Consider the following 24,728-nt stretch of genomic DNA (forward strand, 5'->3'; position numbering starts at 1 on the left):
CGATGGGCGACATCGACTGGCAGGCGCTGCACGACGCGGCCCACGAGGCGACGCGGCACGCGTACGTGCCGTACTCGCGGTTCCCGGTGGGCGCCGCGGCGCTCGTCGACGACGGCCGGGTCGTGACCGGCGCGAACATCGAGAACGCCGCCTACGGCGTCACGCTGTGCGCCGAGTGCTCGCTCGTGAGCGCGATGGTGATGGGCGGCGGCGGCCGGCTGGTGGCCTTCGCGTGCGTCAACGGCGACGGCGAGCGGCTCATGCCGTGCGGCCGCTGCCGCCAGCTGCTCTCCGAGCACGCCGCCCCCGGCATGCTGCTCGACACCGTGAGCGGCATCCGCACCATGGCGGAGGTGCTCCCGGATGCGTTCGGCCCGGGCGCGCTCGACGCCTATGCCGCAGGCCGTCCCGAGACCGGAGGGGCAGATCGTGGCTGAGGCCTTCGACGCCGTCGACATCATCCGCACGAAGCGCGACCGCGGCGCGCTCTCGACCGAGCAGATCGACTGGCTCATCGATGCGTACACGCGCGGCTACGTCGAGGACCCGCAGATGGCGGCGCTCGCGATGGCGATCCTGCTGAACGGCATGGAGCGCCGCGAGATCCACGACCTCACGATGGCGATGATCGCCTCCGGCGAGCGGATGGACTTCTCGTCGCTCGACGCCCCCACGGTCGACAAGCACTCGACCGGCGGCGTCGGCGACAAGATCACGCTGCCGCTCATGCCGCTCGTCGCCGCCTTCGGCGCCGCCGTGCCGCAGCTGTCGGGCCGAGGGCTCGGCCACACGGGCGGCACCCTCGACAAGCTCGAGTCGATCCCCGGCTGGCGGGCCGAGCTGACGAACGACGAGATGCTCGAGCAGCTGCGCACCGTCGGCGGCGTCGTGTGCGCGGCCGGCACGGGCCTCGCCCCGGCCGACAAGCGGCTCTACGCGCTCCGCGACATCACCGGGACGGTCGAGGCGATCCCGCTCATCGCCTCGTCGATCATGTCGAAGAAGATCGCCGAGGGCACCGGTGCGCTCGTGCTCGACGTGAAGTTCGGCTCCGGCGCGTTCATGCAGGAGTTCGAGCGCGCCCGCGAGCTCGCGCTGACGATGGTCGAGCTCGGCCGCGACGCGAGCGTCGAGACGCGCGCGCTGCTCACGACGATGGACGTGCCGCTCGGCCTCGCGATCGGCAACGCCAACGAGGTGCGCGAGTCGGTCGAGGTGCTCGCCGGCGGGGGCCCCGCCGACGTCGTCGAGCTCACCGTGGCGCTCGCCCGGGAGATGCTGGATGCGGTGGGCAAGGGCGACGCCGACGTCGAGGCCGCGCTCGCCGACGGCCGCGCGATGGACGTCTGGCGGCGCTTCGTCGTCGCGCAGGGCGGCGACCCGGATGCGCCGCTGCCGGTCGCGCGCGAGACGCACACGGTGGTCGCCGAGGCCGACGGCGTGCTCGCGCGGCAGGAGGCGCTGCCGTTCGGCATCGCCGCCTGGCGGCTCGGCGCCGGCCGTGCCCGCGCGAGCGACCCGGTCATCCACGCGGCGGGCATCGACCTGCACGTGAAGCCGGGCGACGCGGTGCGCAAGGGCGACCCGCTCTGGACGATCAGCGCCGACGACGCCACCCGCATCCCGCGCGCGCTCGAGGCGCTCGAGGGCGCCTGGGAGCTCGCGGCGCCCGGCACCGAGGTGCCGGTGCCGCCCATCGTGCGGGAGCGCATCGCCTGACGCCGGCCGCGCCGCCGGCGCGCGTCGTCGGCAACACGACGGCAACGTTCGACGGATAGCATCGAGATCCACCGCATCGGACGACGGAGACGAGATGAGCCGCTACGAGGTCGACGGCGTCGACATCCAGAGCCTGCCCAAGGTCAGCCTCCACGACCACCTCGACGGGGGACTGCGGCCGCAGACCATCATCGAGCTCGCCGACGAGATCGGCTTCGCGCTGCCGGCGACCGACGCGGCGGAGCTCGGCGCGTGGTTCGCCACGCAGTCGAGCTCCGGCTCGCTGCCCGAGTACCTCACGACCTTCGACATCACGACCGCGGTGATGCAGACCGAGCACGGGCTGCACCGCGTCGCGAAGGAGTTCGTGCTCGACCTCGCCGAGGACGGCGTGGTCTACGGCGAGATCCGCTGGGCGCCCGAGCAGCACCTGCAGCGGGGCCTCACCCTCGACCAGGCGGTGGAGGCGGTGCAGGCCGGCATCGACGAGGCCGTCGCCCTCGTCGCCACGCACGGCGGCCGCATCCGCACCGGCCAGCTCATCAGCGCCATGCGCCACCTCGACCGGGCCGACGAGATCGCCGAGCTCGCGCTGCGGCACCGCGACCGCGGCGCCGTCGGCTTCGACATCGCCGGCCCCGAGGCCGGGTTCCCCGCCTCGCGCCTGCAGTCGGCGTTCGACCGGCTCGCCCACGCCCACTTCCCGGCCACGGTGCACGCAGGCGAAGGTGCGGGTCTCGACTCGATCGCCGACGCCCTCTTCGCGGGCCGCGCGCTGCGGCTCGGCCACGGCACGCGCATCGCCGAGGACATCGTCGTCGAGGAGGAGACCGACGACGCCGTCGTCGTGCGCCTGGGCGAGCTCGCCGAGTGGGTGAAGGACCGCCAGATCGCGCTCGAGGTGAGCCCGTCCTCGAACCTGCAGACCGGCACGATCGCCCAGTGGGGCGAGTCGCTCGACGACCACCCGATCGACCTGCTGCACCAGCTCGGCTTCTGCGTCACCGTCAACCCCGACAACCGCCTGCAGTCGGGCACGACGCTCACGCGCGAGCTGGGCCTGCTCGTCGAGGCGTTCGACTGGGAGCTCGACGACCTCGAGCAGGTCGCGCAGAACGCGGCGGCGAGCGCCTTCTGCACCTTCGAGGAGCGCGAGGAGCTCGCCGACCTCATCGCCGACGGGTTCGACGACCTTCGATGACGCTCCCGCTCGACGAGGCCACGTTCTCGCCAGGGGTGCATGCCGCCGACTGGCGCGCGGCCGTGCGCGCCGGCGGCGTCGACCTCGTGACCGCGCGCGCGGTGGGCCGCGCCTACGTCGACGAGCTCGTGCAGCAGATCGAGCAGGCCGGGCCGTACTGCGTGGTCGCGCCCGGCGTGGCCGTGCCCCACGCCCGCGCGAGCGCCGTCGTGCGGCGCGATGCGCTCGCGATCGTGGTGCTCGACCAGCCGGTCGCCTTCGGGCACCCGCACCACGACCCGGTGCGCGTCGTCATCGCGATGGCCGCGCAGAGCCCGCGCCGCCACCTGCAGATGCTCGCCGAGCTCGCCAACGCGCTCGACGGCGACGGGGTCATCGACCGCCTCGCGGCTGCCGCCGACCGCGACGCGGCGATCGCGGCCCTGCGCGGCTGACGCCGGCCCGGAGCGGGACGGCCCGAGGCCGCTAGTCGGTCAGCGGCCGCGCGGCCGTGCGCAGGTGGGTGCCCTCGGGCGCGTGCCCCGGGTCGTGGCCGGTCTCGACGATGCGGTTCGCGTCGTCGACGAACACCACCGAAGGCTCGAACGCGCGCGCCTCGGCGTCGTCGAGCTGGGCGTAGGCGATGACGATGACGGTGTCGCCGACGTGCACGAGCCGGGCGGCCGCGCCGTTGACGCACAGGATGCCGCTGCCGCGCTCGCCGGGGATCGCGTAGGTCGTGATGCGCGCGCCGTTGTCGACGTCGACGACGTCGACCTGCTGGCCGGGGAGGATGTCGGCCGCGTCGAGCAGGTCCTCGTCGACCGTGAGCGACCCGACGTAGTGCAGCTCGGCCTGCGTGACCGTCGCCCGGTGGATCTTGCCCTGCAGCATCGTGCGCAGCATGCGCGTCCCTCCCGCGCCCGGCGGCGCATCCGCCCACCAGTGTGCCGCATCCAGCCGAGGCGGGGCCCCGGCTCAGGCCAGCAGCGGCCGCACCGCCTCGGCGATCGCCGCGACCCGCTCGCGCGCCGCGCGCACCCGCGCCGCGGGTGCGCCGTCGGTCGAGGAGGCGTCGATGTAGACCTTCACCTTCGGCTCGGTGCCGCTCGGGCGCACCATGACGCGCGAGCCGTCGTCGAGCGTGAAGCGCAGGATGTCGCCGATCGAGCCGTGCTCGGGCAGCGCGAGGTCGTCGGCGGCCAGCACCCGCGAGCCCGCGAGCTCGGCCGGCGGCGCCGCGCGCAGCGACGCCATGATCGCGGGGATGCGGGCGAGGTCGCTGACGCGCACGCTCACCTGCCCCGACGCGAAGGCGCCGAACTCGCCGGCGAGCGCGAGCAGCTCCTCGCCGAGCGACGAGCCGCGCTCGTGGAGGTCGCTCGCGAGCGTCAGGAGCCGCACGAGCGCCGAGATGCCGTCCTTGTCGCGCACGGTGCCGGGGTTGACGAGGTAGCCGAGCGCCTCCTCGTAGCCGTAGACGAGGCCGGGCACGCGCGAGACCCACTTGAAGCCCGTGAGCGTCTGCACGAACTCGAGCCCGTGCGCCCGGGCGATCGCGCCGAGGCCGGGGGAGGAGACGATCGACGCCGCCAGCACGCCCTGGCCGCGCGCGGTGCGGGCGGCGTCCCAGCCGAGCAGCAGCCCGACCTCGTTGCCGGTGAGCATGCGCCAGCCCATGGGGGCGGATGCGTCGGGCACGGCGACCGCGAGCCGGTCGGCGTCGGGGTCGTTCGCGATGATGAGGTCGGCCTGCTCGGCCGTGCCGAGCGCCATCGCGAGGTCGAGGGCGCCGGGCTCCTCGGGGTTCGGGAAGTCGACGGTCGGGAAGGCGCCGTCGGGCTCGGACTGCTCGGGGACGGGGATGACGGGCGGGAAGCCCGCCTCGGCGAGCACCGCCTCGACCGTCTCGAGGCCGACGCCGTGGAGCGGTGTGTAGACGACGCGGGGGCCGCTCGTCGCGCCGGCGACGCCCTGGTCGGGCTGGCCGATCGCGGCGGTCGCGGCGACGTAGGCGCGCCAGACGGCATCGCCCGTGACCTCCGGCTCGCCGCGCGGGTAGTCGGCGACCGGCGTCTCGGCGGCCTCGGCGATGCGGGCGGCGATCTCGGCGTCGACGGGCGGCACGATCTGGCTGCCCTCGTCGTCGCCGCCGAGGTAGACCTTGTAGCCGTTGTCGGCCGGCGGGTTGTGGCTCGCCGTCACCATCACGCCCGCGCTCGCGCCGAGGTGGCGCACCGCGAACGCGGTGACGGGCGTCGGCATCAGGCGGGGGAGCAGGATCGCGCGCACGCCGGCGCCCGCGAGCACCTCGGCGGTGTCGCGGGCGAACCGCTCGGAGCCGCGGCGGCCGTCCCAGCCGACCACGACCGAGGGGTGCGGCTCGCGGCTCAGCAGGAACGCGGCGAGCCCGGCGGAGGCCTGCTGCACGACCACGCGGTTCATGCGGTTGGGGCCCGGCGCGATGCGGCCGCGCAGCCCGGCCGTGCCGAACTGCAGGCGGCCGCGGAACGCATCCGCGAGCTCGGCGATCGCCGCGTCGTCGCCGGCCTCGGCGGCCGCGATCGTCGCCTCGAGCTCGGCGCGGGTGGTCTCGTCGGGGTCGCCGGCGAGCCACGCGCGCGCCGCGGCGACGGTCTCGGGGGCGGCGCTCACGCCTGCGTCCCGATCGCGGCGACCACGTCGGCGAGCAGCCGCGAGATGCGCGCCTCGGCCTCGCGGCCCGCCTCGATGACCTCGGCGTGCGACAGCGGCGTGGTCTGGATGCCGGCGGCCAGGTTGGTGATGAGGCTCAGGCCCAGCACCTCCATGCCCGCCTCGCGCGCGGCGATCGCCTCGAGCGCCGTCGACATGCCGCAGATGTGGCCGCCGATCGCCTTCGCCATCTGCACCTCGGCGGGCGTCTCGTAGTGGGGGCCGCGGAACTGCACGTAGACGCCCTCGTCGAGGCTGCCGTCGACGGTGCGGGCGATGTCGCGCAGGCGCGGCGAGTAGAGGTCGGTGAGGTCGACGAACGTGGCGCCCTCGAGCGGCGAGTCGGCGGTGAGGTTGATGTGGTCGCTGATGAGCACGGGCTGCCCCGGGGTCCAGCGCGGCTTGATGCCGCCGGCGCCGTTCGTGAGCACCATGACGGTCGCGCCCGCCGCGGCGGCGGTGCGCACGGAGTGCACGACCCGGCGCACGCCGTGTCCCTCGTAGTAGTGGGTGCGCGCGCCGATCACGAGCGCGCGGCGGCCGTCGTCGGTGCGCACCGAGCGGATCGTGCCGACGTGCCCCTCGAGCGCCGGCCGCGAGAAGCCGGTGATCTCGGTCGCGTCGATCGTGTGCGTGGTCTCGCCGAGCAGGTCGGCGGCCCGCGCCCATCCGGAGCCCAGGGTGAGGGCGATGTCGTGCGACTCGACGCCGGTGATGCGGCGGATGTCGTCGGCGGCCAGGCGCGCGACCTCGCGCGGGTCGGCAGGGGGGTCGAGCGGGTGCGTCATGGCGCCCACTCTAGAGGCGGCGGCGGGGCGCGCCTGCCGCTCAGCACAACGCAAGCCGCGCGGGTCGAACCACTGGCATGCAGGGCGGCGGCGCCGCGTGGCTCGCACGAACCGCGTGCCGGGCTTGCGTTGTGCGGGAGGTGGCGGCGGGGGCCGGGCGGGCGCGCGCCTAGGCTGGAGCACCATGGCCATCGGCGCGACGATCCACACGTTCGACGTGCAGCTCTCGGACGTCGATCGCGGCGTCTACGAGGAGCTGTCGCTCAAGGTCGCGCAGCACCCGTCGGAGACGACGGCGTTCATGGTGACCCGGGTGCTCGCCCTGTGCCTCGAGCACGAGGAGGGCATCGCCTTCGGCGACGGCGTCGCGGGCGGCGACGAGCCGGCCGTGCTCGCGCGCGACCTGACCGGGGCGCTCATGGCCTGGATCGAGATCGGCGCGCCCGACGCCGAGCGCGTCCACCGCGGCAGCCGCGCCGCCGAGCGCACCGCCGTCTACACGCACTGCGACCCCGAGCGGGTGGCCGCGAAGTGGGCGGGCAAGCGCATCCACCGCGCCGAGGACGTGCGGCTGGTGTGGTTCGATGACGGCTTCGTCGACGCGGTCGCCGACGCCGTCGCGCGGCGGACGACGATGTCGGTCTCGCGCACCGAGGGCACCCTCTACGTCGAGGTGAACGGCACGACGCTGACCTCGGCGGTGCACGAGCGCGCCGCCGGCTGAAGGCAGGGGATCGTCGCCGCCTGGATGTGCGGGATGATGGAGCGCGTGAGTGCATTCGAGCGCAAGCAGCGCGTGGTCATCATCGGCGGCGGACCCGGCGGGTACGAGGCCGCGCTCGCGGGCGCCCGCCTCGGCGCCGACGTGACGCTCATCGAGCGCACCGGCGTCGGCGGCAGCGCGATCCTCACCGACGTCGTGCCCTCGAAGTCGCTCATCGCGACCGCCGAGTCGGCAGCCGCGATCCGCGACGCGAGCCAGCTGGGCGTGCAGTTCTCGGTGCGCGGCGACAGCGGCCGCCCGCAGAAGCCCGAGGTCGCCGTCAACCTGCGCGCCGTCAACCGCCGCCTGCTGTCGCTCGCGGCGAAGCAGTCGCTCGACATGAAGGCCGACCTCGAGGCCGCGGGCGTCACGATCGTGCAGGGCGAGGGCCGCCTCGAGGGGCCCGGCCGCGTGGTCGTCTCGACCGGCAAGCAGGGCGCCGACTTCGACGAGTTCGAGGCCGACACCATCGTCGTCTCGGTCGGCGCGACGCCCCGCCAGCTGCCGTCCGCGATGCCCGACGGCGAGCGCATCCTCACCTGGACCCAGCTCTACGGCCTCGAGGAGGTGCCCGAGCACCTGATCGTCGTCGGCTCCGGCGTCACCGGCGCCGAGTTCGCGAGCGCCTACAGCCTCATCGGCGCTGAGGTGACGCTCATCTCGAGCCGCGAGCAGGTGCTGCCCGGCGAGGACTCCGACGCCGCCCGCGTCATCGAGGACGTCTTCCGCCGCCAGGGCATGCACGTGCTGTCGAAGTCGCGCGCCGAGAAGGTCGAGCGCACCGAGACCGGTGTCGTCGTCACCCTCACCGACGGCCGCACCGTCGAGGGCTCGCACTGCCTCATGGCCGTCGGCTCCATCCCGAACACAGCCGGCATCGGCCTCGAGGAGGCGGGCATCGAGCTCGCCGAGTCCGGCAACATCCTCGTCAACCGGGTCGCCCGCACGAACCTGCCGAACGTCTACGCGGTCGGCGACTGCGCCGACGCCCTGCCGCTCGCATCCGTCGCCTCCATGCAGGGCCGCACGGCCATGTTCCACGCCCTCGGCGACGCGGTCGACCCGATCTCGATGCGCACGGTCGCCTCGAACATCTTCACGCAGCCCGAGATCGCGACGGTCGGATGGTCGCAGAAGGAGATCGAGGACGGCATCGCGCAGGGCGAGGTGTACCGGATCGACCTCTCGACGAACGCCCGCGCGAAGATGATGGGCGTCGAGGACGGCTTCGTGAAGCTCTTCGCGCGCACCGGCTCCGGCACGGTCATCGGCGGCGTCATCGTGGCGCCGAAGGCGTCCGAGCTCATCTTCCCCGTGACGATGGCGATGGAGCACCGCCTCACCGTCGACCAGGTCGCCCGCGTCTTCCCCGTCTTCCCCTCGCTCACCGGCTCCGTCTCGGACGCCGCCCGGGCGATGCACCGCGTCGAGGACTGACGCGCCGCCGGTGTCGAAACCGGCGCGCGCCGATCGTCTCCCTCGTGTGGCCGCCCGGTCACAGCACCTGCCAGACTGCGACCGACGCGCCTGGCTCGAGGAGAGGATGCGGCGATGGCCGACCAGTACCTGTTCATGATCGTCGAGCCCGACTGGGACTCCGACGCCTACGCCGGCGAGGGCGCGGGCGAGCAGATCGCGGCGGAGTTCCCCGAGTTCGAGGCCTTCGAGCGGCGCGTGGCCGAGCTCGGCGCGCGCATCGTCGCCGGCAACGCGCTCCACAACCGGCGGCACGGCGGCATCGTCCGGCCCGGCCCCGACGGCCGCGAGGTGGAGGATGCGCTGTGGACCGACGGCGCGAGCCTGGAGAGCGACGAGGTGATCAGCGGCTACTACGTGATCGAGGCGGAGTCGGAGGAGATCGCGCGGCAGCTGGCGCCGCTCGTGCCGACCGGGGGCCACATCGAGTGGCGGCGCGTCTTCCCCATGGGGTGAGCGCGCGGCGGGCGTGCCACGATGGCGGCGTGGGGCCGAGCGATGAGCAGTTCCGGCGGGCGTGGCCGAGCGTCGTGCGGCAGCTCGCGGCCTTCGCCGGCTCGCTCGACGCGGGCGAGGAGCTCGCGGCCGAGGCGATCGCGAGGGCGGTCGCGGAGACCCGGCCGATCGACGACCTCGTGGCGTGGTGCACGACCGTCGGCCGTCGACTCCACCTCGACGCGGTCCGGGGCCGCGCCGTGCGCGAGCGCGCGCTCGGCGAGCTCGCGCTGCGCGCGGATCGCGAGGCCGCCGGCTGGGGCGGGGCGGACGACGACCGGTACGCGCTGCTGCTCGTGGCGTGCGACCCGGTGCTCGGCTTCGCGAACCGGCTCGTGCTCGCGCTGCGGGTGGTGTGCGGCCTGCCGACCGCCCGCATCGCCTGGCACCTCGGCATCGACGCGCGCGCCGCATCCGCTCGCCTGACGCGCGCCAAGCGCTCGCTCGCTGCAGGGGCTGGCCGCTTCCGGGTGCCGGAGCCGGCCGAGCGGGCGGCGCGGCTGCCGGCGGTGCTCGAGTGCGTCGCGGCGGTGCACGCGGTCGCGCAGCGCGACGCGATCCGGCCCGACAGCGCCGCGGACGACCTGGGGCGCAGCGCGTGGACGCTCGCGCGCGCGGTGCACGCCGCGCATCCCGCCGACGCCGAGGCGGAGGCGCTGCTGGCGGTGGTGCTGCTCGCGCTCGCCCGCCGGCCCGGCCGGTTCGACGCAGAGGGTGCCGCGCTGCCGCTCGACGAGGTCGACCGCACCCGCTGGGACCGTGGGCTGCTGCTCGTCGGCCTCGAGCATGCGGCCACGACCGCTGGCACGGGCGGCCGCTTCGCGCTCGAGGCGTCGATCGCAGCGCTCCACGTCGCGGCGCCGAGCGCCGAGGCGACCGATTGGGCGACGATCGCGTCGCTGCACGAGCGGCTGGTGGCGGTGCGGCCGACGCACGCGGCGCGCGTGGCGCGCGAGGTGGCGCGAGCGCGCGCGGCGCTCGCGGCCGGCGAGGCGGTCGACGAGCCGCTCGCGGCGCTCGCGCTGCTCGAGCACGACGGCCCGGGTGCTGCGCGCCGGGACGCGTCCCTCGCGCTCGCCGACCTCGCCTGGCGGCTGGGCGACGACAGCGCCGCCGAGCGGTACCGAGCGCTCGCGCCCCACCTGCCCCCGCCGCTCGCGGCGTCCGCGCTGCGGCGGGCGGCGGCTACGCCGCGTCCGGCGTGATCGTCACCAGGTGGTGGCCGGAGGGCACGGTGCCGCCGACAGGAGCATCGATCGCGGTCACGGTGCCGTCGATCGGGGAGGCGAGCGGCTGCTCCATCTTCATCGCCTCGAGCACGACCAGCAGGTCGCCGGCGACGACCCGGTCGCCCTCGGTGACGGCCGCCTTGACGACGGTCGCCTGCATCGGCGAGATGATCGCGCCGCTCGCGGCACCGCCCGCGAGCGCGGCGCGGGTGCGGCGCGGCGCCGGCCCCTTGGCGTCCTTCGTCTCGGCGAAGAGCCGCTTCGGCATCGAGACGGCGATGCGCTTGCCGTCGGCCTCGACGACCACGGTGCGGCGCGGCTCGGGGCCGCCCAGCTCGCCCGGCTCGCCACCCCATGCGGGGATGTCGTTCTCGAACTCGGTCTCGATCCACGAGGTGTAGATCGAGAAGGGTGCGTCGCCGGCCGGGGCGAACGCCGGGTGGTCGACGATGCGGCGGTGGAACGGCAGCACGGTCGGCAGCCCCTCGACCTCGAACTCCGCGAGCGCGCGCCGGGCGCGCGCGAGCGCCTCCTCGCGGTCGCGGCCGGTGACGATGAGCTTCGCGAGCATCGAGTCGAAGTTGCCGCCGATCACATCGCCGGCGACGACGCCGGAGTCGACGCGGATGCCCGGGCCCGACGGGGCGCGGAAGATGCGCACGGGACCGGGCTGGGGCATGAAGCCGGAGCCGGCGTCCTCGCCGTTGATGCGGAACTCGATCGAGTGGCCGCGCACCTCGGGGTCGTCGTAGCCGAGCGCCTCGCCCTCGGCGATGCGGAACTGCTCGCGCACGAGGTCGATGCCCGTGACCTCCTCCGAGACCGGGTGCTCGACCTGCAGGCGGGTGTTGACCTCGAGGAACGAGATCGTGCCGTCGGCGCCGATGAGGAACTCGCACGTGCCCGCGCCGACGTAGGCGGCGGCGCGCAGGATCTCCTTCGAGGCGCGGCGCAGCTCGGCGTCCTGCGCGGCGGTGATGAAGGGCGCCGGGGCCTCCTCGACGAGCTTCTGGTGGCGGCGCTGCAGCGAGCAGTCGCGGGTCGAGACGACGACGACGTTCCCGTGCGCGTCGGCGAGGCACTGCGTCTCGACGTGGCGCGGCTTGTCGAGGTACTTCTCGACGAAGCACTCGCCGCGGCCGAAGGCGGCGACGGCCTCGCGCGTGGCGGAGTCGAACTGCTCCTCGACCTCCTCGCGCGTGCGGGCGACCTTGAGGCCGCGCCCGCCGCCGCCGAACGCGGCCTTGATCGCGACGGGCAGCCCGTGCTCGTCGACGAACGCGAGCACCTCGTCGGCATCCGCGACGGGGTTGATGGTGCCGGGCGCGAGGGGCGCTCCGACCGACTCGGCGATGTGCCGCGCGGAGACCTTGTCGCCGAGCTGCTCGATGGCGTCGGGGCCCGGCCCGATCCAGATGAGGCCCGCGTCGATCACGGCGCGCGCGAAGTCGGCGTTCTCGGCGAGGAAGCCGTAGCCCGGGTGCACCGCGTCGGCGCCGGAGCGGCGCGCGACCGAGATGATCTTGTCGATCACGAGGTAGCTCTCGGCGCTCGTCGCACCGTGCAGCGAGTACGCCTCGTCGGCGAGCTGCGCGTGCTGCGCGTCGCGGTCGGGCTCGGCGTACACGGCGACCGAGGCGATGCCGGCATCGCGCGCCGCGCGGATGATGCGGACGGCGATCTCGCCGCGGTTGGCGATGAGGACCTTCGTGATGCGGGGCATGGTTCCTCAGCCTAGGCGGCGACGCATGACGGATGCGTGCACTCGCCACACAGGGTGACGGCGATCCGTTGCCGATTCCCACAGTCGCGACCGGCGGCGCGCCGTCGATCGACCCTTGGTGAGTGAGCGCTCACTCACCTATGCTCGGAGACGTGCCCCCACCCATCCCTCGCCTCAGCGCCGACGACCGGCGCGCGCAGATCATCGAGGCCGTCACGCCCGCGGTGCTCGAGCACGGCGCCGCGATCACGAGCCGCCAGCTCGCCGAGGCCGCGGGCGTCGCCGAGGGCACGCTCTTCAAGGCGTTCGGCGACAAGGAGTCGCTGCTCGTCGCGCTCGCCGACCACCACCTCGACGCCGCCGACTGGGCGGCCGAGCAGGCGCGCCTCGAGCACGGCTCGCTCGAGGAGATGCTGACGACGACGGTCGACGCGATGGTCGAGCGGATGCGCTTCATCTTCCGGCTCGTGATGGCGCTCGGTCCGATCGGGCAGCGCTGCGCGCAAGCCAGGCAGGGCGAGCTCGAGTCGTCGAAGGCGCGGCTCGCCGAGCGCTTCGAGCCCTACCGAGACCGGCTGCGCGTCGCGCCGCTCGCCGCGGCCGACATGACGCGCACGCTCGCCTGGGCGGCCGCCTCCGGCTGGGGCGACACCGCCCCGTCGGTCACCGCCGCCGACGTGGTGCAGGTGCTGCTGCACGGCATCGGCAGCGCCGCCGCACCCGCCCTCGTCGACCCGGAGGCCTGACCGTGCTCTGGAAGCTCATCGTCCGCTACGTGCGCCCCTCGTGGCTCCCGCTCCTGCTCGTCGTGCTGTTCCAGTTCGCGCAGTCAGTGCTGTCGCTCATGCTGCCGACGATCAACGCCGACATCATCGATGAGGGCGTGCTGCAGGGCGACACCGACACGATCTGGCGCCTCGGCGCGCTCATGCTCGGGCTGAGCCTCGGTCAGGTGGCCGCGAACATCCTCGCGATCCTCTTCGGCGCGCGGCTCGCGATGCGCGCGGGCCGCGACCTGCGCGCCGACGTCTTCGCCACGGTCGGCGACTTCAGCGAGCAGGACGTGCAGCGCTTCGGCGCCGCGAGCCTCATCACCCGCACGACGAACGACGTGCAGCAGGTGCAGATGCTCATCCTCATGTCGTGCACCATGCTGCTGTCGGCGCCGATGCTCGCCGTCGGCGGCATGATCATGGCCGTGCGGGCCGACGGCACGCTCTCGTGGCTCATCGCCGTCGCCGTGCCGCTCATGCTGCTCGTGCTCGGCTTCCTCGTCTGGAGGCTCGTGCCGATCTTCCGCCTGCTGCAGGAGCGCATCGACGGCATCAACAAGGTGCTGCGCGAGCAGCTCACCGGCATCCGCGTCATCCGCGCCTTCGTGCAGGAGCGGCGCGAGCGCGCCCGCTTCGCGGTGGCGAACGACGGCGTGACCGACGCGATGATCCGCACCGGCAACATCTTCGTGCTGATGTTCCCGATCATCATGCTCATCGTCGAGGTCTCGAGCGTCTCGGTGCTGTGGTTCGGCGCGCAGCTCGTCGACGCCGGCGAGCTCGAGATCGGCACGATGATGGCCTTCCTGCAGTACCTCATGCAGATCCTCATGGGCGTGCTCATGGCGACCTTCATGACGATCATGATCCCGAGGGCCGCGGTCTCGGCGAAGCGCATCGGCGAGGTGCTCGAGACGGTGCCCTCGATCGAGCGCGTCGCGGTCGGCGACCGCATGCCGACGCCCGGCACCGTCGAGCTGCGCGACGTGCGCTTCCAGTACCCGGGCGCCGAGACGCCGGTGCTCGAGGGCGTCTCGCTGCGCGCCGAGCCCGGCGAGACGGTCGCGATCATCGGCTCGACCGGCGCCGGCAAGACGACGCTCGTGAACCTCATCCCGCGGCTCTTCGACGCCACCGGCGGCAGCGTGCTCGTGGGCGGCGCCGACGTGCGCGACCTCGACGCCGAGACCCTCTGGCGGGGCATCGCCATCGTGCCGCAGCGGCCCTACCTCTTCGCCGGCACCGTCGCGTCGAACCTCCGCTACGGCAACGAGGAGGCCACCGACGAGCAGCTCTGGCGCGCGCTCGAGATCGCGCAGGCGGCGGGCTTCGTGCAGCAGATGCAGGGGCAGCTCGGCGCGCGCATCTCGCAGGGCGGCACCAACGTCTCGGGTGGGCAGCGCCAGCGGCTCTCGATCGCGAGGGCGCTCGTCGCCGAGCCCGACGTGCTCGTCTTCGACGACTCGTTCTCGGCGCTCGACCTCACGACGGATGCGCGCCTGCGGGCGGCGCTGCGGGAGGCGGTGGGCGCGACGACGCAGATCGTCGTCGCGCAGCGGGTGTCGACGATCGTCGACGCCGATCGCATCGTCGTGCTCGACGCCGGCCGGGTCGTCGGCACCGGCAGCCACGACGAGCTGCTCGCCGGCAGCGCCACCTACCGCGAGATCGTCGAGTCGCAGATGGCAGTGGAGGCCTGAGATGGCACGGAAGCAGGGCACGGCCCCGGAGCCCGAGCTCACGGACGAGGAGCGGATCGAGGCCGAGCAGGCCGAGGCCGCCCGCATCGGCGCCGGCGGCTGGGAGCCGCCGCCCGGGAAGGCGAAGTCGTTCGGCGCCTCCGCGAAGCGCCTCCTGGGCCTCATGCGGCCCCACCGCTGGCTGCTCGCGCTCGTGTTCGCGCTCGGCGCGGTCGGCGTGGTGCTCGTCGTGCTCGGGCCCCGCATCCTCGGCGAGGCGACGAACGTCATCGTGCGCGGCCTCGTGCAGCGCGACCTGCCGCCCGGCGCGACGCAGGAGCAGGTCGTCGGCGGGCTGCGCCAGGCGGGCGAGGACGAGCTGGCCAACATCCTCGAGCGCATGGAGGGGCTGCAGCCGGGGCAGGGCATCGACTTCGAGGCGCTCGGCGGCATCCTGCTGCTCGTGCTCGCCGTCTACGCGGTCGGCGCCCTCTTCCAGTGGCTGCAGGGCTACGTCGTGAACCGCGTCGTGCAGCGCACCGTGCAGGGGCTGCGGCGCGACGTGGAGGAGAAGATCCACCGCCTGCCGCTGTCGTACTACGACCGCACGCAGCGCGGTGAGCTGCTCTCGCGCGTCACGAACGACCTCGACAACGTGTCGCAGACGGTGTCGCAGACCATGTCGCAGATCGTCACCGGCCTCCTCACGGTCGTCGGCGTGCTGGTGATGATGCTGACGATCAACGGCTGGCTCGCGCTCATCGCGCTCATCGCCGTGCCGCTCACGGGCATCATCCTCGGGGCGGTGCTGGGCCCGGCGCAGGGGCTCTTCAAGGAGCAGTGGCGCCGCACCGGCCGCGTGAACGCGATCGTCGAGGAGGCCTACACGGGCCACGCGCTCGTGAAGGTCTTCGGGCGCGAGGAGGCCGTGCGCGGCCGGTTCGCGGTCGAGAACGAGGGCGTCTTCCAGGCGGCCTTCAAGGCGCAGTTCCTCTCGGGCCTCGTCTTCCCGCTCATGACCTTCATCGGCAACATCGGCTACGTGCTCGTCGCCGTCGCCGGCGGCCTCTTCGTCGCGGCCGGGCAGATCCTCGTCGGCGACGTGCAGGCGTTCATCCAGTACTCGCAGCAGTTCTCGCAGAACCTCGGCCAGATCGGGCAGACCGTCACGATGGTGCAGTCTGGCGTCGCGAGCGCCGAGCGCGTCTTCGAGCTGCTCGACGCCGACGAGGAGGAGTCGGATGCCGGCGGCTCGGCGGCCGCCGACGGCCGGGGGCGCGTGGTGTTCGACCACGTGCGCTTCGCGTACTCGCCCGACCGCCCCCTCATCGACGACCTCTCGCTCGTCGTCGAGCCGGGGCAGACGGTCGCGATCGTCGGCCCGACCGGCGCGGGCAAGACGACGCTCGTCAACCTGCTCATGCGCTTCTACGAGATCGACGGCGGCCGCATCTCGCTCGACGGCGTCGACACGCGGACCATGACGAGGGATGCGCTGCGCGCGCAGACGGGCATGGTGCTGCAGGACGCGTGGCTCTTCGGCGGCACGATCCGCGAGAACATCGCGTACGGCCGGCCGGAGGCGACGGAGGACGAGATCCTCGAGGCCGCGCGCGCCACCTACGTCGATCGCTTCGTGCACGCGCTGCCGGACGGCTACGACACGGTCATCGACGAGGACGCGACCAACCTCTCGGCCGGCGAGAAGCAGCTCGTGACGATCGCCCGCGCCTTCCTCGCCCGCGCGAGCGTGCTCATCCTCGACGAGGCGACCTCGTCGGTCGACACCCGCACCGAGCTGCTGCTGCAGCACGCGATGGCGGCGCTCCGCACCGACCGCACGTCGTTCGTGATCGCCCACCGGCTCTCGACCATCCGCGACGCCGACCTCATCCTCGTGATGGAGCAGGGCGCGATCGTCGAGCACGGCTCCCACGACGAGCTCGTCGAGCGGCAGGGGGCCTACTGGCGGCTGCTGCACGCGCAGTTCGAGCAGGCGGTCGACCCCGACGAGGCCGACGCGGTGCCGACCCAGCAGTCGACCTAGCCCGGCTGCGGGCCGGCGGTCAGGGGCCGAGCACCCGGCAGCCCGCGAGGTCGTGGAGCGCGACCCCCGTGCACCGCGCATCCGCGGCGAGCGCCGCCGCGACCTCGGCGAGCTCGCGCTCGAGCACGGCGCGCCCGTCGTCGGCGAAGGTCTGCCGGGCGGTCGGCTCGGGCTCGGCGATCGGCCCGGTCTCGACGCCGATGCGGTACGAGCGGCCGAGACGGCCGAGCGCGTGGCGGGCCGCGGCGCTCGTCGCGAGGATGTCGGCGGCCCGGTCGCGGTAGGCCATGAGCGTCACCGCGTCGGCGCGCTCGGCGATGTCGGCGAACTGCCGCGGGTGCGCCTCGGCGAGCCACGGCACGAGGTCGACGTCGACGGGCAGGCTCGTGCGGGCGGCGACGTCGCGCACGGTGCGCTCGAGGCCGCGCAGCAGCTCGGCCTCGCGGCCGGTCCAGTCGCGGCGGCCCCACGGCTCGATGTCGAGGTGCACGCCCTCGAAGAGGAACGCGGCGGTCGCGCGCTGCATCCACGCGACCGCGTCGCCGCCGGTCGTCCACGCGGGGTCGCCGCCGAGGGCGCTGACCCTGACGCCCCGGCCGCGCAGCGCCGCGACGATCCGATGGGTGTCGGCGCTCGGGCCCGCCCACGGCACGCTCACGAACGCCTCCGCCACGCGCTCGCGCTCGGCGATCGCGGCGACCTCCGCCGGGTCGGGCGGCGCGTCCTCGCGCACCCACACCCACATGCCGCGGGCCACGGTCACGCCCCGTCGGCCGGCGTCGCGACGGGCGCCGTGAGCGCCGGCCACGCGACGCCGAGCTCGCGCGCGAGCCGGCGCACCGCGGGGATGCTCATCCCGATCACCGTCGACGGGTCGCCGTCGATGCGGTCGATGAAGGCGGCGCCGCGCCCGTCGATCGTGAACGCGCCCGCGACCTGGAGCGGCTCGCCGGTCGCGACGTACGCGTCGATCTCGGCGTCGTCGACATCGGGCGAGAAGTCGAGGTGCGTCGCGGTCGTGGTGCCCGCGGAGTCCTGGATCCGGCCGTCGCGCACCCGCAGCATCCAGTGCCCCGAGTGCAGCGTCGCCGACCGGCCGCGCTGCGCGACCCAGCGCTCCCGCGCGCGCTCGGGCGTGTGCGGCTTGCCGAGCATCGCGCCGTCGAGCTCGAGCGACGAGTCGCCGCCGAGCACGAGGCCGTCGAAGCCCGTGAGCGGATCCTGGTCGAGCAGCGCCTCGGCCTTCGCGCGAGCCAGCAGCAGCACGTACGCGGCGGGGGAGAGCGGCCCGTGCTCGGCCTCGTGGGCCGCGACGAGCAGCTCCTCGTCGAGGTCGGTCGGCCGCACGAGCGGCTCGATGCCGGCCTGGCGCAGCAGCGCGAGCCGGGCGGGCGAGGCGGAGGCGAGGATGAGCTGCACGGCTCGATCCTCGCACCACGGGCGGGGCCGGATGCGCTGGCGCGCCCCGGGCGGGACGCCTAGCGTGAGCAGCATGGACGCCCCGACCGCCGCCCGCCCCACGAAGCTCGCCGTGATCGGCGCCGGCTCGGTCGGCGTCGCCATCGCCTACGCAGCCCTCATCCGCGGCTCGGCCGACGCCGTGGCGCTGTACGACCTCGACCGCGCGAAGGCCGAGGCCGAGGTGCTCGACCTCGCGCACGGCCTGCCGTTCCTCGCCGGCAAGCGCGTGGAGGGCGGCGACGACCTGCGCACGATCGCCGGCAGCGACGTCGTCGTGGTGACCGCGGGCGCGAAGCAGCGCCCGGGGGAGCCGCGGCTCGCCCTCGCAGGCAGGAACACCGAGATCCTGCGCCGGCTGATGCCCGGCATCCGCGAGCACGCGCCCGAGGCGATCGTGGTGCTCGTCACCAACCCGTGCGACGTGCTCACGGTGGTCGCGCAGCGCGAGGGCGGGCTCGACCCCGCGCGCGTGCTCTCCTCCGGCACCGTGCTCGACTCGTCGCGGCTGCGCTGGCGTCTGTCGGAGCTCGTGCGGGTGCACCCGCGCAGCGTGCACGCGCTCATGATCGGCGAGCACGGCGACAGCGAGTTCCCGCTGTGGTCGCGCGCGAAGATCGGTCCGGTGCTCGTGCGCGAGTGGCGCGAGGACGGCGAGCTGCGCTTCGACGACGCGGCCCTCGACCGCATCGCCGACGACGTCGTGCACGCCGCGTACCGCATCATCGAGGGCAAGGGCGCGACGTCGAGCGCGATCGGCGTCTCGACCGCGCGCATCGTCGAGGCGATCCTCGGCGACGAGCACGCGGTGCTGCCGGTCTCGAGCGTGCTCGACGGCCAGCACGGCATCGCCGGGATCGCGCTGTCGCTGCCGACCGTCGTCGGCCGCGCGGGCATCGAGCGGGTGCTCGAGGTGCCGATGGAGGACGGCGAGCTCGCGGCGCTGCATCGCAGCGCCGACGCGATCGCGGCGTCGCTCGCCGGCATCGCCTGAGCCTCCCCGGCGCGGATGGGAGGATGGGCGCATGCCCGCATCCGAGATCCGTCCTGGCCAGATCGTCGAGCTGACGATCGACAACGTCGCCCACGGCGGCCGCTTCGTCGGCCGGCACGAGGGGCGCGTCGTGTTCGTGCCCGACACCATGCCGGGCGAGACCCTGCGCGCGCAGGTCGTCGACGTGAAGAAGTCGTTCGCGACCGCCGTGGCGCTCGAGGTCGTCAGCGCCGGCGCCGACCGCGTGCCGCACGTCTGGCCCGAGGCCGCCATCGACCGGCCGCCGCTCGAGCGCGCCGGCGGCGCCGAGTTCGGCCACATCGCGCTGCCCCGCCAGCGCGAGCTCAAGCAGCGCGTCATCGAGGACGCGCTCCAGCGCACCGGCGGCATGCAGCGCACCGTGCCCGTGCAGGCGGCGCCCGGCGACGACGAGCGCGGCGGGCTCGGCTGGCGCACCCGCGTGCGCCTGCACGTCGACGACCGCGGCCGCCAGGGCCCGTTCGCGCCCCGCAGCCACGAGGTCGTGCCCGTCACCAGCCTGCCGCTCGCGACCGAGGGCATCCGCCTCTCGGCCCAGCTCGACCAGCGCGTGCCGGGCGCCACCGCCGTCGACTACGTCGAGACGAGCGACGGCGAGGTCGACGTGATCGCGATGGAGGGCGAGCCCGGGCGCGGCCGCACCGACACGATCGTCGAGACCGTCGGCGGGCGCGAGTTCCAGCTCGACCGCGCCGGCTTCTGGCAGGTGCACCGGCAGGCGCCCGCGGTGCTGACCGATGCGGTGCGCCGCGCCATCGACGTCGACGCGATCGACCCGGCCGGCTGGAGCCTCGACCTGTACGGCGGCGTCGGCCTGTTCGCCGCCACGATCGCGGAGGCGCTCGGCGAGCGCACCCGCCTGACGAGCGTCGAGGCCGACGAGGTCGCGACCGACCACGCGAGCGAGAACCTCGCCGAGTGGATCGGCGCGAGCGCCGAGACCGGCCGCGTCGACCGCTGGCTGCGCGAGCTCGCGTCGCGCGCGAGCGGCCAGGAGCGCGAGCGGCTCTCGCGCGGGCTCGTGGTGCTCGACCCGCCGCGCGCCGGAGCCGGCCGCGACGTGATCGAGCTGCTCGCGGGCCTCGAGCCCGCCCAGATCGTCTACGTCGCGTGCGACCCGGTCGCCCTCGCCCGCGACGCGAAGCTGCTGGCCGAGGCCGGCTGGCAGGTCGACGCCCTCGAGGCCTTCGACCTCTTCCCGATGACGCACCACGTCGAGGCGGTGGCGTCCTTCCGCCGCTGACCGCCCCGGCGGCCCGGCCCGCGGGCCCGCTGCACAACGCAAGCTCCCGAGCGCGAACCAGCCCAGGATCCCGGCGATGCGGCGATCCGCCCGCGGAATCAGCCGCGTGGGCTTGCGTTGTGCGCGGGGAGGCGCGCCTGGGTGGACGCTCCGGTGCCGCGCGGGCGCGCTCAGGCCGACTTCGTCACGCCGCCGGCGGCGCGCGCCACGAGGTGCGCGACGCCGGGGATGGCGGTCGCGAGCCACATCGCGCGCTGCGCCTCGAGCTCGAGGCGGGTGTGCGGGGCGAAGGCGCTCGCGGTGCGGCGGCCGCGCGCCTGCTCGCGCTCGACGACCGGGCGCCAGTCGCGCTCGTAGGCCGCGAGCCCCGCCACGACGTCGCTCGGGTGCGCCGCGAACGCGAGCTCGTCCGCGAGCCGCTCGGCGCCGGCCATCGCGAGCGAGGCGCCCTGCCCGGCCAGCAGCGACACCGCCCCGCACGCGTCGCCGAGCAGCGCGATGCGCCCGCGCACCCACTGCGGCACGACGGTCTGCGCGACGTCGTCGACGTAGGGCTCGCGGATGCTGCGCACCGCGCGGCGGCCGAGCACGCCCATCCGCGCGATCGCGCCGCGACCGCCCGCGCGCCCCACGCCGCGCAGCACCGCGAAGCCGGTCACCCCCGTCTCGCCGAGCGGCGCCACGACGAGCTGCCGGTCGAGCTCGACCTGCATCGCGACGCGCCCGCCGAGGTCGGCCGACAGCTCCGCGTCGTCGCCGATCCACGCCACCGCGAGCAGGTCGGCGACCGGCCGCAGGAAGTCGTCGTGCGGTCCCCACGTGAGCTGCCGCACGCGCGAGCGCACCCCGTCGGCGCCGACGAGCAGGTCGGCCTCGAGCCGCTCGCCGTCCGACAGCAGCGCCGTGACGCGGGCGCCGTCGTCGTGCACGGTCTCGACCTGGACGCCCCAGCGCATCCGCACGCGCTCGGGCAGCGCCGCGAGCAGGGCGTCGACGATCTGCGGCCGCAGGATCGTGAGGTACCGGCCCGCGACCGCGCGCTCGACGAGCGCGATCGGCAGGCGGGCGCGCACGCGCCCTGCCGCGTCGACCGAGCGCAGCTCGCCGTACGACTCGGCGCGCTCGCGCAGCGCCGGCAGCAGCCCCAGCCGCTCGGCGGCGTCGTAGCCGGGCCCGAAGAAGTCGATCAGGTAGCCGGATGCGCGCGGGGCAGGCGCGCGCTCGACCACGTCGACGCTCCAGCCGTCGAGCGCGAGCCGGCCGGCGAGTGCCAGCCCGGCGACGCCGGCTCCCGAGACGATCGCGTGCATGTCGCGACGGTACCCCAGGCGGCCGCGACGACGGGCTCGTAGCATGGTGCGGGTCGCGGCGCGCGGCCGTCGGCACGACCGCAGGGAGCATGGCAGCCACGCAGACGCCCCGCAGGCTCGACATCCAGGGGCTGCGGGCGGTGGCCTCGCTCCTCGTCGCGAGCCACCACATCTGGTTCGGCACCGTCTCCGGCGGCGTCGACGTGCTGTTCGCGGTCGGCGGCTACCTCCTGGCGCTGAGCCTCATCGGCGAGATCGAGCGCACCGGCGCCGTCGACGTGCCGCGAACGCTGTGGCGCATCGCCCAGCGCCTGTTCCCCATGGCGGCGCTCGTGCTCGTCGTCGCGGGCGCGGTCGCGCTCGTCGCCTCCGGCCCGCTCGCGTTCGGCCGGGTGCTGAGCGATGTGTTCGCGTCGGCGACGTACTGGGAGAACTGGCGGCTCGCGGCCGACGGCACCGACTACGTCGCGGCGGGGCACGACAAGTCGCCCTTCCAGCACTTCTGGGCGATGGGCGTGCAGGGGCAGTTCACGGCGCTCGCGGTGCTCGCCGCGGCGGGCTTCGCGCTCGTCGGCGGGCGGCGGATGCGCGACGCGCGACTCGGGTTCGGCCTGCTGCTCGCGGCCGTCGCCGCCGCCTCGTTCGGCTACGCGCTGCTGCGGCTCTCGATCGACCCGGTGGGCGCGTACTACGACACGTTCGCCCGCAGCTGGGAGCTCGCGCTCGGGGGCGCCGCGGCCCTGCTGCTCACCCGCATCCCGCTGCCTGGCCGGCTGCGCGCCGCGCTCGCGGCGGTCGGCGTCGCGCTCGTGCTCACGGCGGGCCGGCTGCCGGTGGAGTGGCTGCAGCCGGGCTGGGTGACGCTGTGGCCGGTGGCCGGCGCGCTGCTCGTCCTCATCGCGGGCGCCGGCGCCGGCGCCGACGCGCAGGCGGCGCGCGGCCCGGTCACGCGTGTGCTGCAGGCGCGCCCGCTCGTCTGGCTCGGCGGGCTCTCCTACGGCCTCTACCTCTGGCACTGGCCGGTGCTGCTGGGCCTCATCGCGCTCGTCGCACCGGAGGGCGGCGGGGTCGGGCCGCTCGGCGGGATGCTCGTCCTCGTCGTGTCGGTGCTGCTCGCGTGGGGCTCCGAGCGCGCGATCGCGTGGCTGCACGCGCCCCGCGGCGCACGCCGCCGGCTGCCCGTCCTGGCGCTCGCGATGCCCGTCGTCGCAGCCGTCACCGCCGTCGCGCTCGCGGCGGCACCCGCGGTGCAGCGCGACGCCATCGAGCGCGCGGCCCCCACGGCGCCCGCCGAGCTCGGCGGTGCCGCGCTCGCGGCACGGGTCGCGGCAGCCGCCGCCTCGCCGTCGGTGCCGGATGCCGAGGCCGTCGTGGGCGCGGACGGCCGCGTGGCCGAGTGGCTGGTCGACGACTGCCTGACGGTCGACCTCGCCGCGCCGGAGCGCTGCCGCTTCGACGACGCGCCCGGCGACGAGGAGGTGTGGATCGTCGGCGACTCGCAGGCGGTGACCTGGGCGACGGCGGTGCGCGGCGCGCTCGACGGCCGCGCCGACGTGCAGCTGCTCGGCCGCTCGATGTGCCCGTTCTCGACCGGGCCGGTCGTCGAGGCGCAGGTGCGCGGGCTCCTCGCCCAGTGCGACGCGCACGCGCAGGGCGTGCTCGCGCTCGCGGTCGAGCGCCGTCCCGCCGCGGTCGTGATCTCCTACGGCGCGTGGTGGGTCGGGGAGGGCTACGAGCGCCGGGTCGCCGACACCGGCGAGCAGCTCGCCGTCGGCACGCTCGCCTACGCCGAGCGGCTGCACGCGCTCGGCATCCCCACGCTCTACCTCGACGGTCCGCCGCCCGTGCCGGAGCCGGCGGCGTGCCTCGAGGCGCACGCCGACGGCGGCGCCCTCGACGCGTGCGCGTCGCCGCTGCAGCCGGAGCAGCGGCAGCGGCACGAGGCCCTCGAGGCGGCGCTCGCCGCCGGCGGGGTGTCGGTGGCGGGCACCCTCGAGTGGTTCTGCGCGGTCGAGGCGGCGACGTGCCCGCTCGTGGTCGACGGCGTGCCCACCTGGACCGACGCCACGCACATGGGCGCCGCGGCGTCGTCGCTGCGGCAGGACGCGGTCGCCGAGGCGCTGCTGCCGCTGCTCGGCCGCTAGCGCAGCAGGTCGAGCAGGGCGCGCTCGCGCGAGCCCGTGAGACCGATCGTCGCGCCCGCCTCGAAGCGGGCGAAGACCTCCGGGTCGATGTAGCTCGACTTCGCCACGGCCGGGGTGTTGCCGAGCGCCTCGGAGACCTCGACGATCGCGGCCCGCACCGCACGCGCCCGCGCGGCCTTCGTGCCGGTGTCGCGGGCGCGCGCGAGCGCGACGGCCGCGACGATCGTGCCGTGCAGCGTGCGGAAGTCCTTCGCGGTGAACTCGCCGCCGGTCGCCTCGCGCACCGCGGCGTTGAGGTCGGCGTCGCGCAGGGCGTGGGCGCCCTCGTCGTCGCGCCAGGCGAGCAGCCGCGACGTGCGCGAGCGCCCCGCCTGCAGGTCCTCGACGCAGCGCGCGAGCGGTGCGTCCTCGACCGTCGTGTCGAAGCGCTGGCCCGACTTCGCGGGGAAGCGCAGCCGCACCGCGTCGCCGTCCACGCTCGCGTGCCGCACGAGCAGCGTCATGAGCCCGCGCGTGCCCCGCTCCTCGGCGTAGGCGTCGCCGCCGGCGCGGATCGCGACCATGTCGAGCATGCGCAGCGCCGCGGCGAGCACCCGCTCGCGCGGGAGCCCCTCGAGCGACAGGTCGCGCGTGACGCGGCGGCGCATCGCCGGCAGCGTCTCGGCGAGGTCGAGCGCCCGCTCGTGCTTCACGCGGTCGCGCCGCGCCCGCCACTCGGGGTGGTAGCGGTACTGCGTGCGGCCCGCGTCGTCGACGCCGATCGCCTGGATGTGCGCGAGCGGGTCGGCCGCGATCCAGACGTCCTTCCAGGCCGGCGGCACGGCGAGCGACTCAGCCCGCTCCCGGTCGGCGGCCGAGACGGCGCGGCCGCTGTCGTGCCGGTACGCCCAGCCGCGACCCGACCGGCGCCGCCGGATCCCCGCATCCGCCCCGGGTCTCGCCCGTCGAAGCCTCACCATGGGCCGATGCTATGC

General features: G+C 74.9%; 22 protein-coding genes. 14 read left to right on the forward strand and 8 right to left on the reverse strand.

Going from position 1 to position 24,728, the window contains the following annotated elements:
- Positions 1–2: 2 nt before the first annotated feature.
- The 4 genes from AC1RNL_RS08160 (at position 3) to AC1RNL_RS08175 (ending at position 3,354) form a co-directional block, all read left to right on the forward strand.
- The gene (locus AC1RNL_RS08160) at positions 3–437 is read left to right on the forward strand and encodes a cytidine deaminase (protein WP_492934947.1); all 435 of its coding nucleotides are present in this window, start codon (positions 3–5) and stop codon (positions 435–437) included.
- Positions 394–1,719 (forward strand): thymidine phosphorylase, encoded by a 1,326-nt coding sequence (locus AC1RNL_RS08165; protein ID WP_492934948.1) that lies wholly within the window; start codon positions 394–396, stop codon positions 1,717–1,719. The genes AC1RNL_RS08160 and AC1RNL_RS08165 overlap by 44 nt, the downstream gene beginning before the upstream one ends.
- Positions 1,720–1,813: 94 nt before the next feature.
- Positions 1,814–2,920 (forward strand): adenosine deaminase, encoded by a 1,107-nt coding sequence (locus tag AC1RNL_RS08170; protein ID WP_492934949.1) that lies wholly within the window; start codon positions 1,814–1,816, stop codon positions 2,918–2,920.
- Positions 2,917–3,354 carry a PTS sugar transporter subunit IIA gene (locus tag AC1RNL_RS08175; protein WP_246992090.1) on the forward strand — a complete coding sequence of 146 codons (438 nt, stop codon included), beginning with the start codon at positions 2,917–2,919 and terminating at the stop codon, positions 3,352–3,354. The genes AC1RNL_RS08170 and AC1RNL_RS08175 overlap by 4 nt, the downstream gene beginning before the upstream one ends.
- A gap of 31 nt (positions 3,355–3,385) precedes the next feature.
- On the opposite strand, the gene panD is transcribed toward AC1RNL_RS08175, so the two are convergent.
- From panD to AC1RNL_RS08190, 3 genes are all read right to left on the reverse strand, one after another.
- Positions 3,386–3,805, reverse strand: a complete 420-nt coding sequence (gene panD / locus AC1RNL_RS08180) for an aspartate 1-decarboxylase (RefSeq protein WP_146357855.1) — start codon at positions 3,803–3,805, stop codon at positions 3,386–3,388.
- A 72-nt stretch (positions 3,806–3,877) separates the two neighbouring features.
- The gene (locus AC1RNL_RS08185) at positions 3,878–5,554 is read right to left on the reverse strand and encodes a phospho-sugar mutase (RefSeq protein WP_492934950.1); all 1,677 of its coding nucleotides are present in this window, start codon (positions 5,552–5,554) and stop codon (positions 3,878–3,880) included.
- The gene (locus tag AC1RNL_RS08190; RefSeq protein ID WP_492934951.1) at positions 5,551–6,381 is read right to left on the reverse strand and encodes a purine-nucleoside phosphorylase; all 831 of its coding nucleotides are present in this window, start codon (positions 6,379–6,381) and stop codon (positions 5,551–5,553) included. Before AC1RNL_RS08190 ends, AC1RNL_RS08185 begins: the two co-directional genes overlap by 4 nt.
- Positions 6,382–6,565: 184 nt before the next feature.
- Between AC1RNL_RS08190 and AC1RNL_RS08195 the strand changes: the two genes are divergently transcribed.
- From AC1RNL_RS08195 to AC1RNL_RS08210, 4 genes are all read left to right on the forward strand, one after another.
- Positions 6,566–7,105 carry a YaeQ family protein gene (locus AC1RNL_RS08195; protein WP_492934952.1) on the forward strand — a complete coding sequence of 180 codons (540 nt, stop codon included), beginning with the start codon at positions 6,566–6,568 and terminating at the stop codon, positions 7,103–7,105.
- Positions 7,106–7,141: 36 nt separating this feature from the next.
- The gene (locus AC1RNL_RS08200; RefSeq protein ID WP_246993394.1) at positions 7,142–8,581 is read left to right on the forward strand and encodes an NAD(P)H-quinone dehydrogenase; all 1,440 of its coding nucleotides are present in this window, start codon (positions 7,142–7,144) and stop codon (positions 8,579–8,581) included.
- A 114-nt stretch (positions 8,582–8,695) separates the two neighbouring features.
- Positions 8,696–9,076, forward strand: a complete 381-nt coding sequence (locus AC1RNL_RS08205) for a YciI family protein (RefSeq protein WP_400529274.1) — start codon at positions 8,696–8,698, stop codon at positions 9,074–9,076.
- A gap of 29 nt (positions 9,077–9,105) precedes the next feature.
- A complete protein-coding gene (locus AC1RNL_RS08210) occupies positions 9,106–10,320 on the forward strand; it encodes a DUF6596 domain-containing protein (protein ID WP_400529277.1) in 1,215 nt (404 codons plus the stop codon).
- Here the strand turns inward: AC1RNL_RS08210 and AC1RNL_RS08215 are convergent.
- Positions 10,301–12,067, reverse strand: a complete 1,767-nt coding sequence (locus AC1RNL_RS08215) for an acetyl/propionyl/methylcrotonyl-CoA carboxylase subunit alpha (RefSeq protein WP_492934953.1) — start codon at positions 12,065–12,067, stop codon at positions 10,301–10,303. The two genes, AC1RNL_RS08210 and AC1RNL_RS08215, sit on opposite strands and share 20 nt — an antisense overlap.
- 152 nt (positions 12,068–12,219) lie before the next feature.
- On the opposite strand from AC1RNL_RS08215, the gene AC1RNL_RS08220 reads away from it, so the two are divergent.
- From AC1RNL_RS08220 to AC1RNL_RS08230, 3 genes are read left to right on the forward strand one after another with little or no spacing between them, the layout of a single operon-like run.
- Positions 12,220–12,813 carry a TetR/AcrR family transcriptional regulator gene (locus tag AC1RNL_RS08220; protein WP_246992079.1) on the forward strand — a complete coding sequence of 198 codons (594 nt, stop codon included), beginning with the start codon at positions 12,220–12,222 and terminating at the stop codon, positions 12,811–12,813.
- A 2-nt stretch (positions 12,814–12,815) separates the two neighbouring features.
- Positions 12,816–14,540, forward strand: a complete 1,725-nt coding sequence (locus AC1RNL_RS08225; protein WP_128189133.1) for an ABC transporter ATP-binding protein — start codon at positions 12,816–12,818, stop codon at positions 14,538–14,540.
- 1 nt (position 14,541) lies between these two features.
- A complete protein-coding gene (locus tag AC1RNL_RS08230; protein ID WP_492934954.1) occupies positions 14,542–16,566 on the forward strand; it encodes an ABC transporter ATP-binding protein in 2,025 nt (674 codons plus the stop codon).
- Positions 16,567–16,585: 19 nt separating this feature from the next.
- Here the strand turns inward: AC1RNL_RS08230 and AC1RNL_RS08235 are convergent, their stop codons facing one another.
- Together AC1RNL_RS08235 and AC1RNL_RS08240 are read right to left on the reverse strand one after the other, a co-directional pair.
- Complete coding sequence (locus AC1RNL_RS08235; protein WP_492934955.1) at positions 16,586–17,329, reverse strand: hypothetical protein; 744 nt, start codon at positions 17,327–17,329, stop codon at positions 16,586–16,588.
- Positions 17,326–17,985, reverse strand: coding sequence for a Maf family protein (locus AC1RNL_RS08240; protein WP_246992073.1), 660 nt, complete (start codon positions 17,983–17,985; stop codon positions 17,326–17,328). The genes AC1RNL_RS08235 and AC1RNL_RS08240 overlap by 4 nt, the downstream gene beginning before the upstream one ends.
- Before the next feature lie 73 nt (positions 17,986–18,058).
- Here AC1RNL_RS08240 and AC1RNL_RS08245 point away from each other — a divergent pair, with 73 nt between their 5' ends.
- A complete protein-coding gene (locus AC1RNL_RS08245; RefSeq protein ID WP_492934956.1) occupies positions 18,059–19,018 on the forward strand; it encodes an L-lactate dehydrogenase in 960 nt (319 codons plus the stop codon).
- A 31-nt stretch (positions 19,019–19,049) separates the two neighbouring features.
- Positions 19,050–20,300, forward strand: coding sequence for a class I SAM-dependent RNA methyltransferase (locus AC1RNL_RS08250; RefSeq protein WP_492934957.1), 1,251 nt, complete (start codon positions 19,050–19,052; stop codon positions 20,298–20,300).
- Between the two features lie 170 nt (positions 20,301–20,470).
- Here AC1RNL_RS08250 and AC1RNL_RS08255 read toward each other — a convergent pair whose 3' ends face one another.
- Positions 20,471–21,610 carry an FAD-dependent monooxygenase gene (locus tag AC1RNL_RS08255; protein ID WP_492934958.1) on the reverse strand — a complete coding sequence of 380 codons (1,140 nt, stop codon included), beginning with the start codon at positions 21,608–21,610 and terminating at the stop codon, positions 20,471–20,473.
- An 89-nt stretch (positions 21,611–21,699) separates the two neighbouring features.
- On the opposite strand from AC1RNL_RS08255, the gene AC1RNL_RS08260 reads away from it, so the two are divergent.
- Complete coding sequence (locus AC1RNL_RS08260; RefSeq protein ID WP_492934959.1) at positions 21,700–23,754, forward strand: acyltransferase family protein; 2,055 nt, start codon at positions 21,700–21,702, stop codon at positions 23,752–23,754.
- Here AC1RNL_RS08260 and AC1RNL_RS08265 read toward each other — a convergent pair.
- On the reverse strand, positions 23,751–24,713 hold the full coding sequence (locus tag AC1RNL_RS08265; RefSeq protein ID WP_246992064.1) for a DNA topoisomerase IB: 963 nt from the start codon (positions 24,711–24,713) through the stop codon (positions 23,751–23,753). The two genes, AC1RNL_RS08260 and AC1RNL_RS08265, sit on opposite strands and share 4 nt — an antisense overlap.
- Positions 24,714–24,728 lie beyond the last annotated feature (15 nt).

The sequence above is a fragment of the Agrococcus sp. GW821-FHT14H11 genome, from assembly GCF_058803545.1.

What these genes read in the sequence shown, in the direction of transcription:
- AC1RNL_RS08205 (WP_400529274.1), top strand. Translation starts at nt 8,696, where the DNA reads ATGGCCGACCAGTACCTGTTCATGATCGTCGAGCCCGACTGGGACTCC.
- AC1RNL_RS08260 (WP_492934959.1), top strand. Translation starts at nt 21,700, where the DNA reads ATGGCAGCCACGCAGACGCCCCGCAGGCTCGACATCCAGGGGCTGCGG.
- AC1RNL_RS08230 (WP_492934954.1), top strand. Translation starts at nt 14,542, where the DNA reads ATGGCACGGAAGCAGGGCACGGCCCCGGAGCCCGAGCTCACGGACGAG.
- AC1RNL_RS08200 (WP_246993394.1), top strand. Translation starts at nt 7,142, where the DNA reads ATGGAGCGCGTGAGTGCATTCGAGCGCAAGCAGCGCGTGGTCATCATC.
- AC1RNL_RS08195 (WP_492934952.1), top strand. Translation starts at nt 6,566, where the DNA reads ATGGCCATCGGCGCGACGATCCACACGTTCGACGTGCAGCTCTCGGAC.
- AC1RNL_RS08255 (WP_492934958.1), bottom strand. Translation starts at nt 21,610, where the DNA reads ATGCACGCGATCGTCTCGGGAGCCGGCGTCGCCGGGCTGGCACTCGCC.
- AC1RNL_RS08265 (WP_246992064.1), bottom strand. Translation starts at nt 24,713, where the DNA reads ATGGTGAGGCTTCGACGGGCGAGACCCGGGGCGGATGCGGGGATCCGG.
- AC1RNL_RS08215 (WP_492934953.1), bottom strand. Translation starts at nt 12,067, where the DNA reads ATGCCCCGCATCACGAAGGTCCTCATCGCCAACCGCGGCGAGATCGCC.
- AC1RNL_RS08245 (WP_492934956.1), top strand. Translation starts at nt 18,059, where the DNA reads ATGGACGCCCCGACCGCCGCCCGCCCCACGAAGCTCGCCGTGATCGGC.
- AC1RNL_RS08250 (WP_492934957.1), top strand. Translation starts at nt 19,050, where the DNA reads ATGCCCGCATCCGAGATCCGTCCTGGCCAGATCGTCGAGCTGACGATC.
- AC1RNL_RS08175 (WP_246992090.1), top strand. Translation starts at nt 2,917, where the DNA reads ATGACGCTCCCGCTCGACGAGGCCACGTTCTCGCCAGGGGTGCATGCC.
- AC1RNL_RS08160 (WP_492934947.1), top strand. Translation starts at nt 3, where the DNA reads ATGGGCGACATCGACTGGCAGGCGCTGCACGACGCGGCCCACGAGGCG.
- panD (WP_146357855.1), bottom strand. Translation starts at nt 3,805, where the DNA reads ATGCTGCGCACGATGCTGCAGGGCAAGATCCACCGGGCGACGGTCACG.
- AC1RNL_RS08165 (WP_492934948.1), top strand. Translation starts at nt 394, where the DNA reads ATGCCGCAGGCCGTCCCGAGACCGGAGGGGCAGATCGTGGCTGAGGCC.
- AC1RNL_RS08170 (WP_492934949.1), top strand. Translation starts at nt 1,814, where the DNA reads ATGAGCCGCTACGAGGTCGACGGCGTCGACATCCAGAGCCTGCCCAAG.
- AC1RNL_RS08190 (WP_492934951.1), bottom strand. Translation starts at nt 6,381, where the DNA reads ATGACGCACCCGCTCGACCCCCCTGCCGACCCGCGCGAGGTCGCGCGC.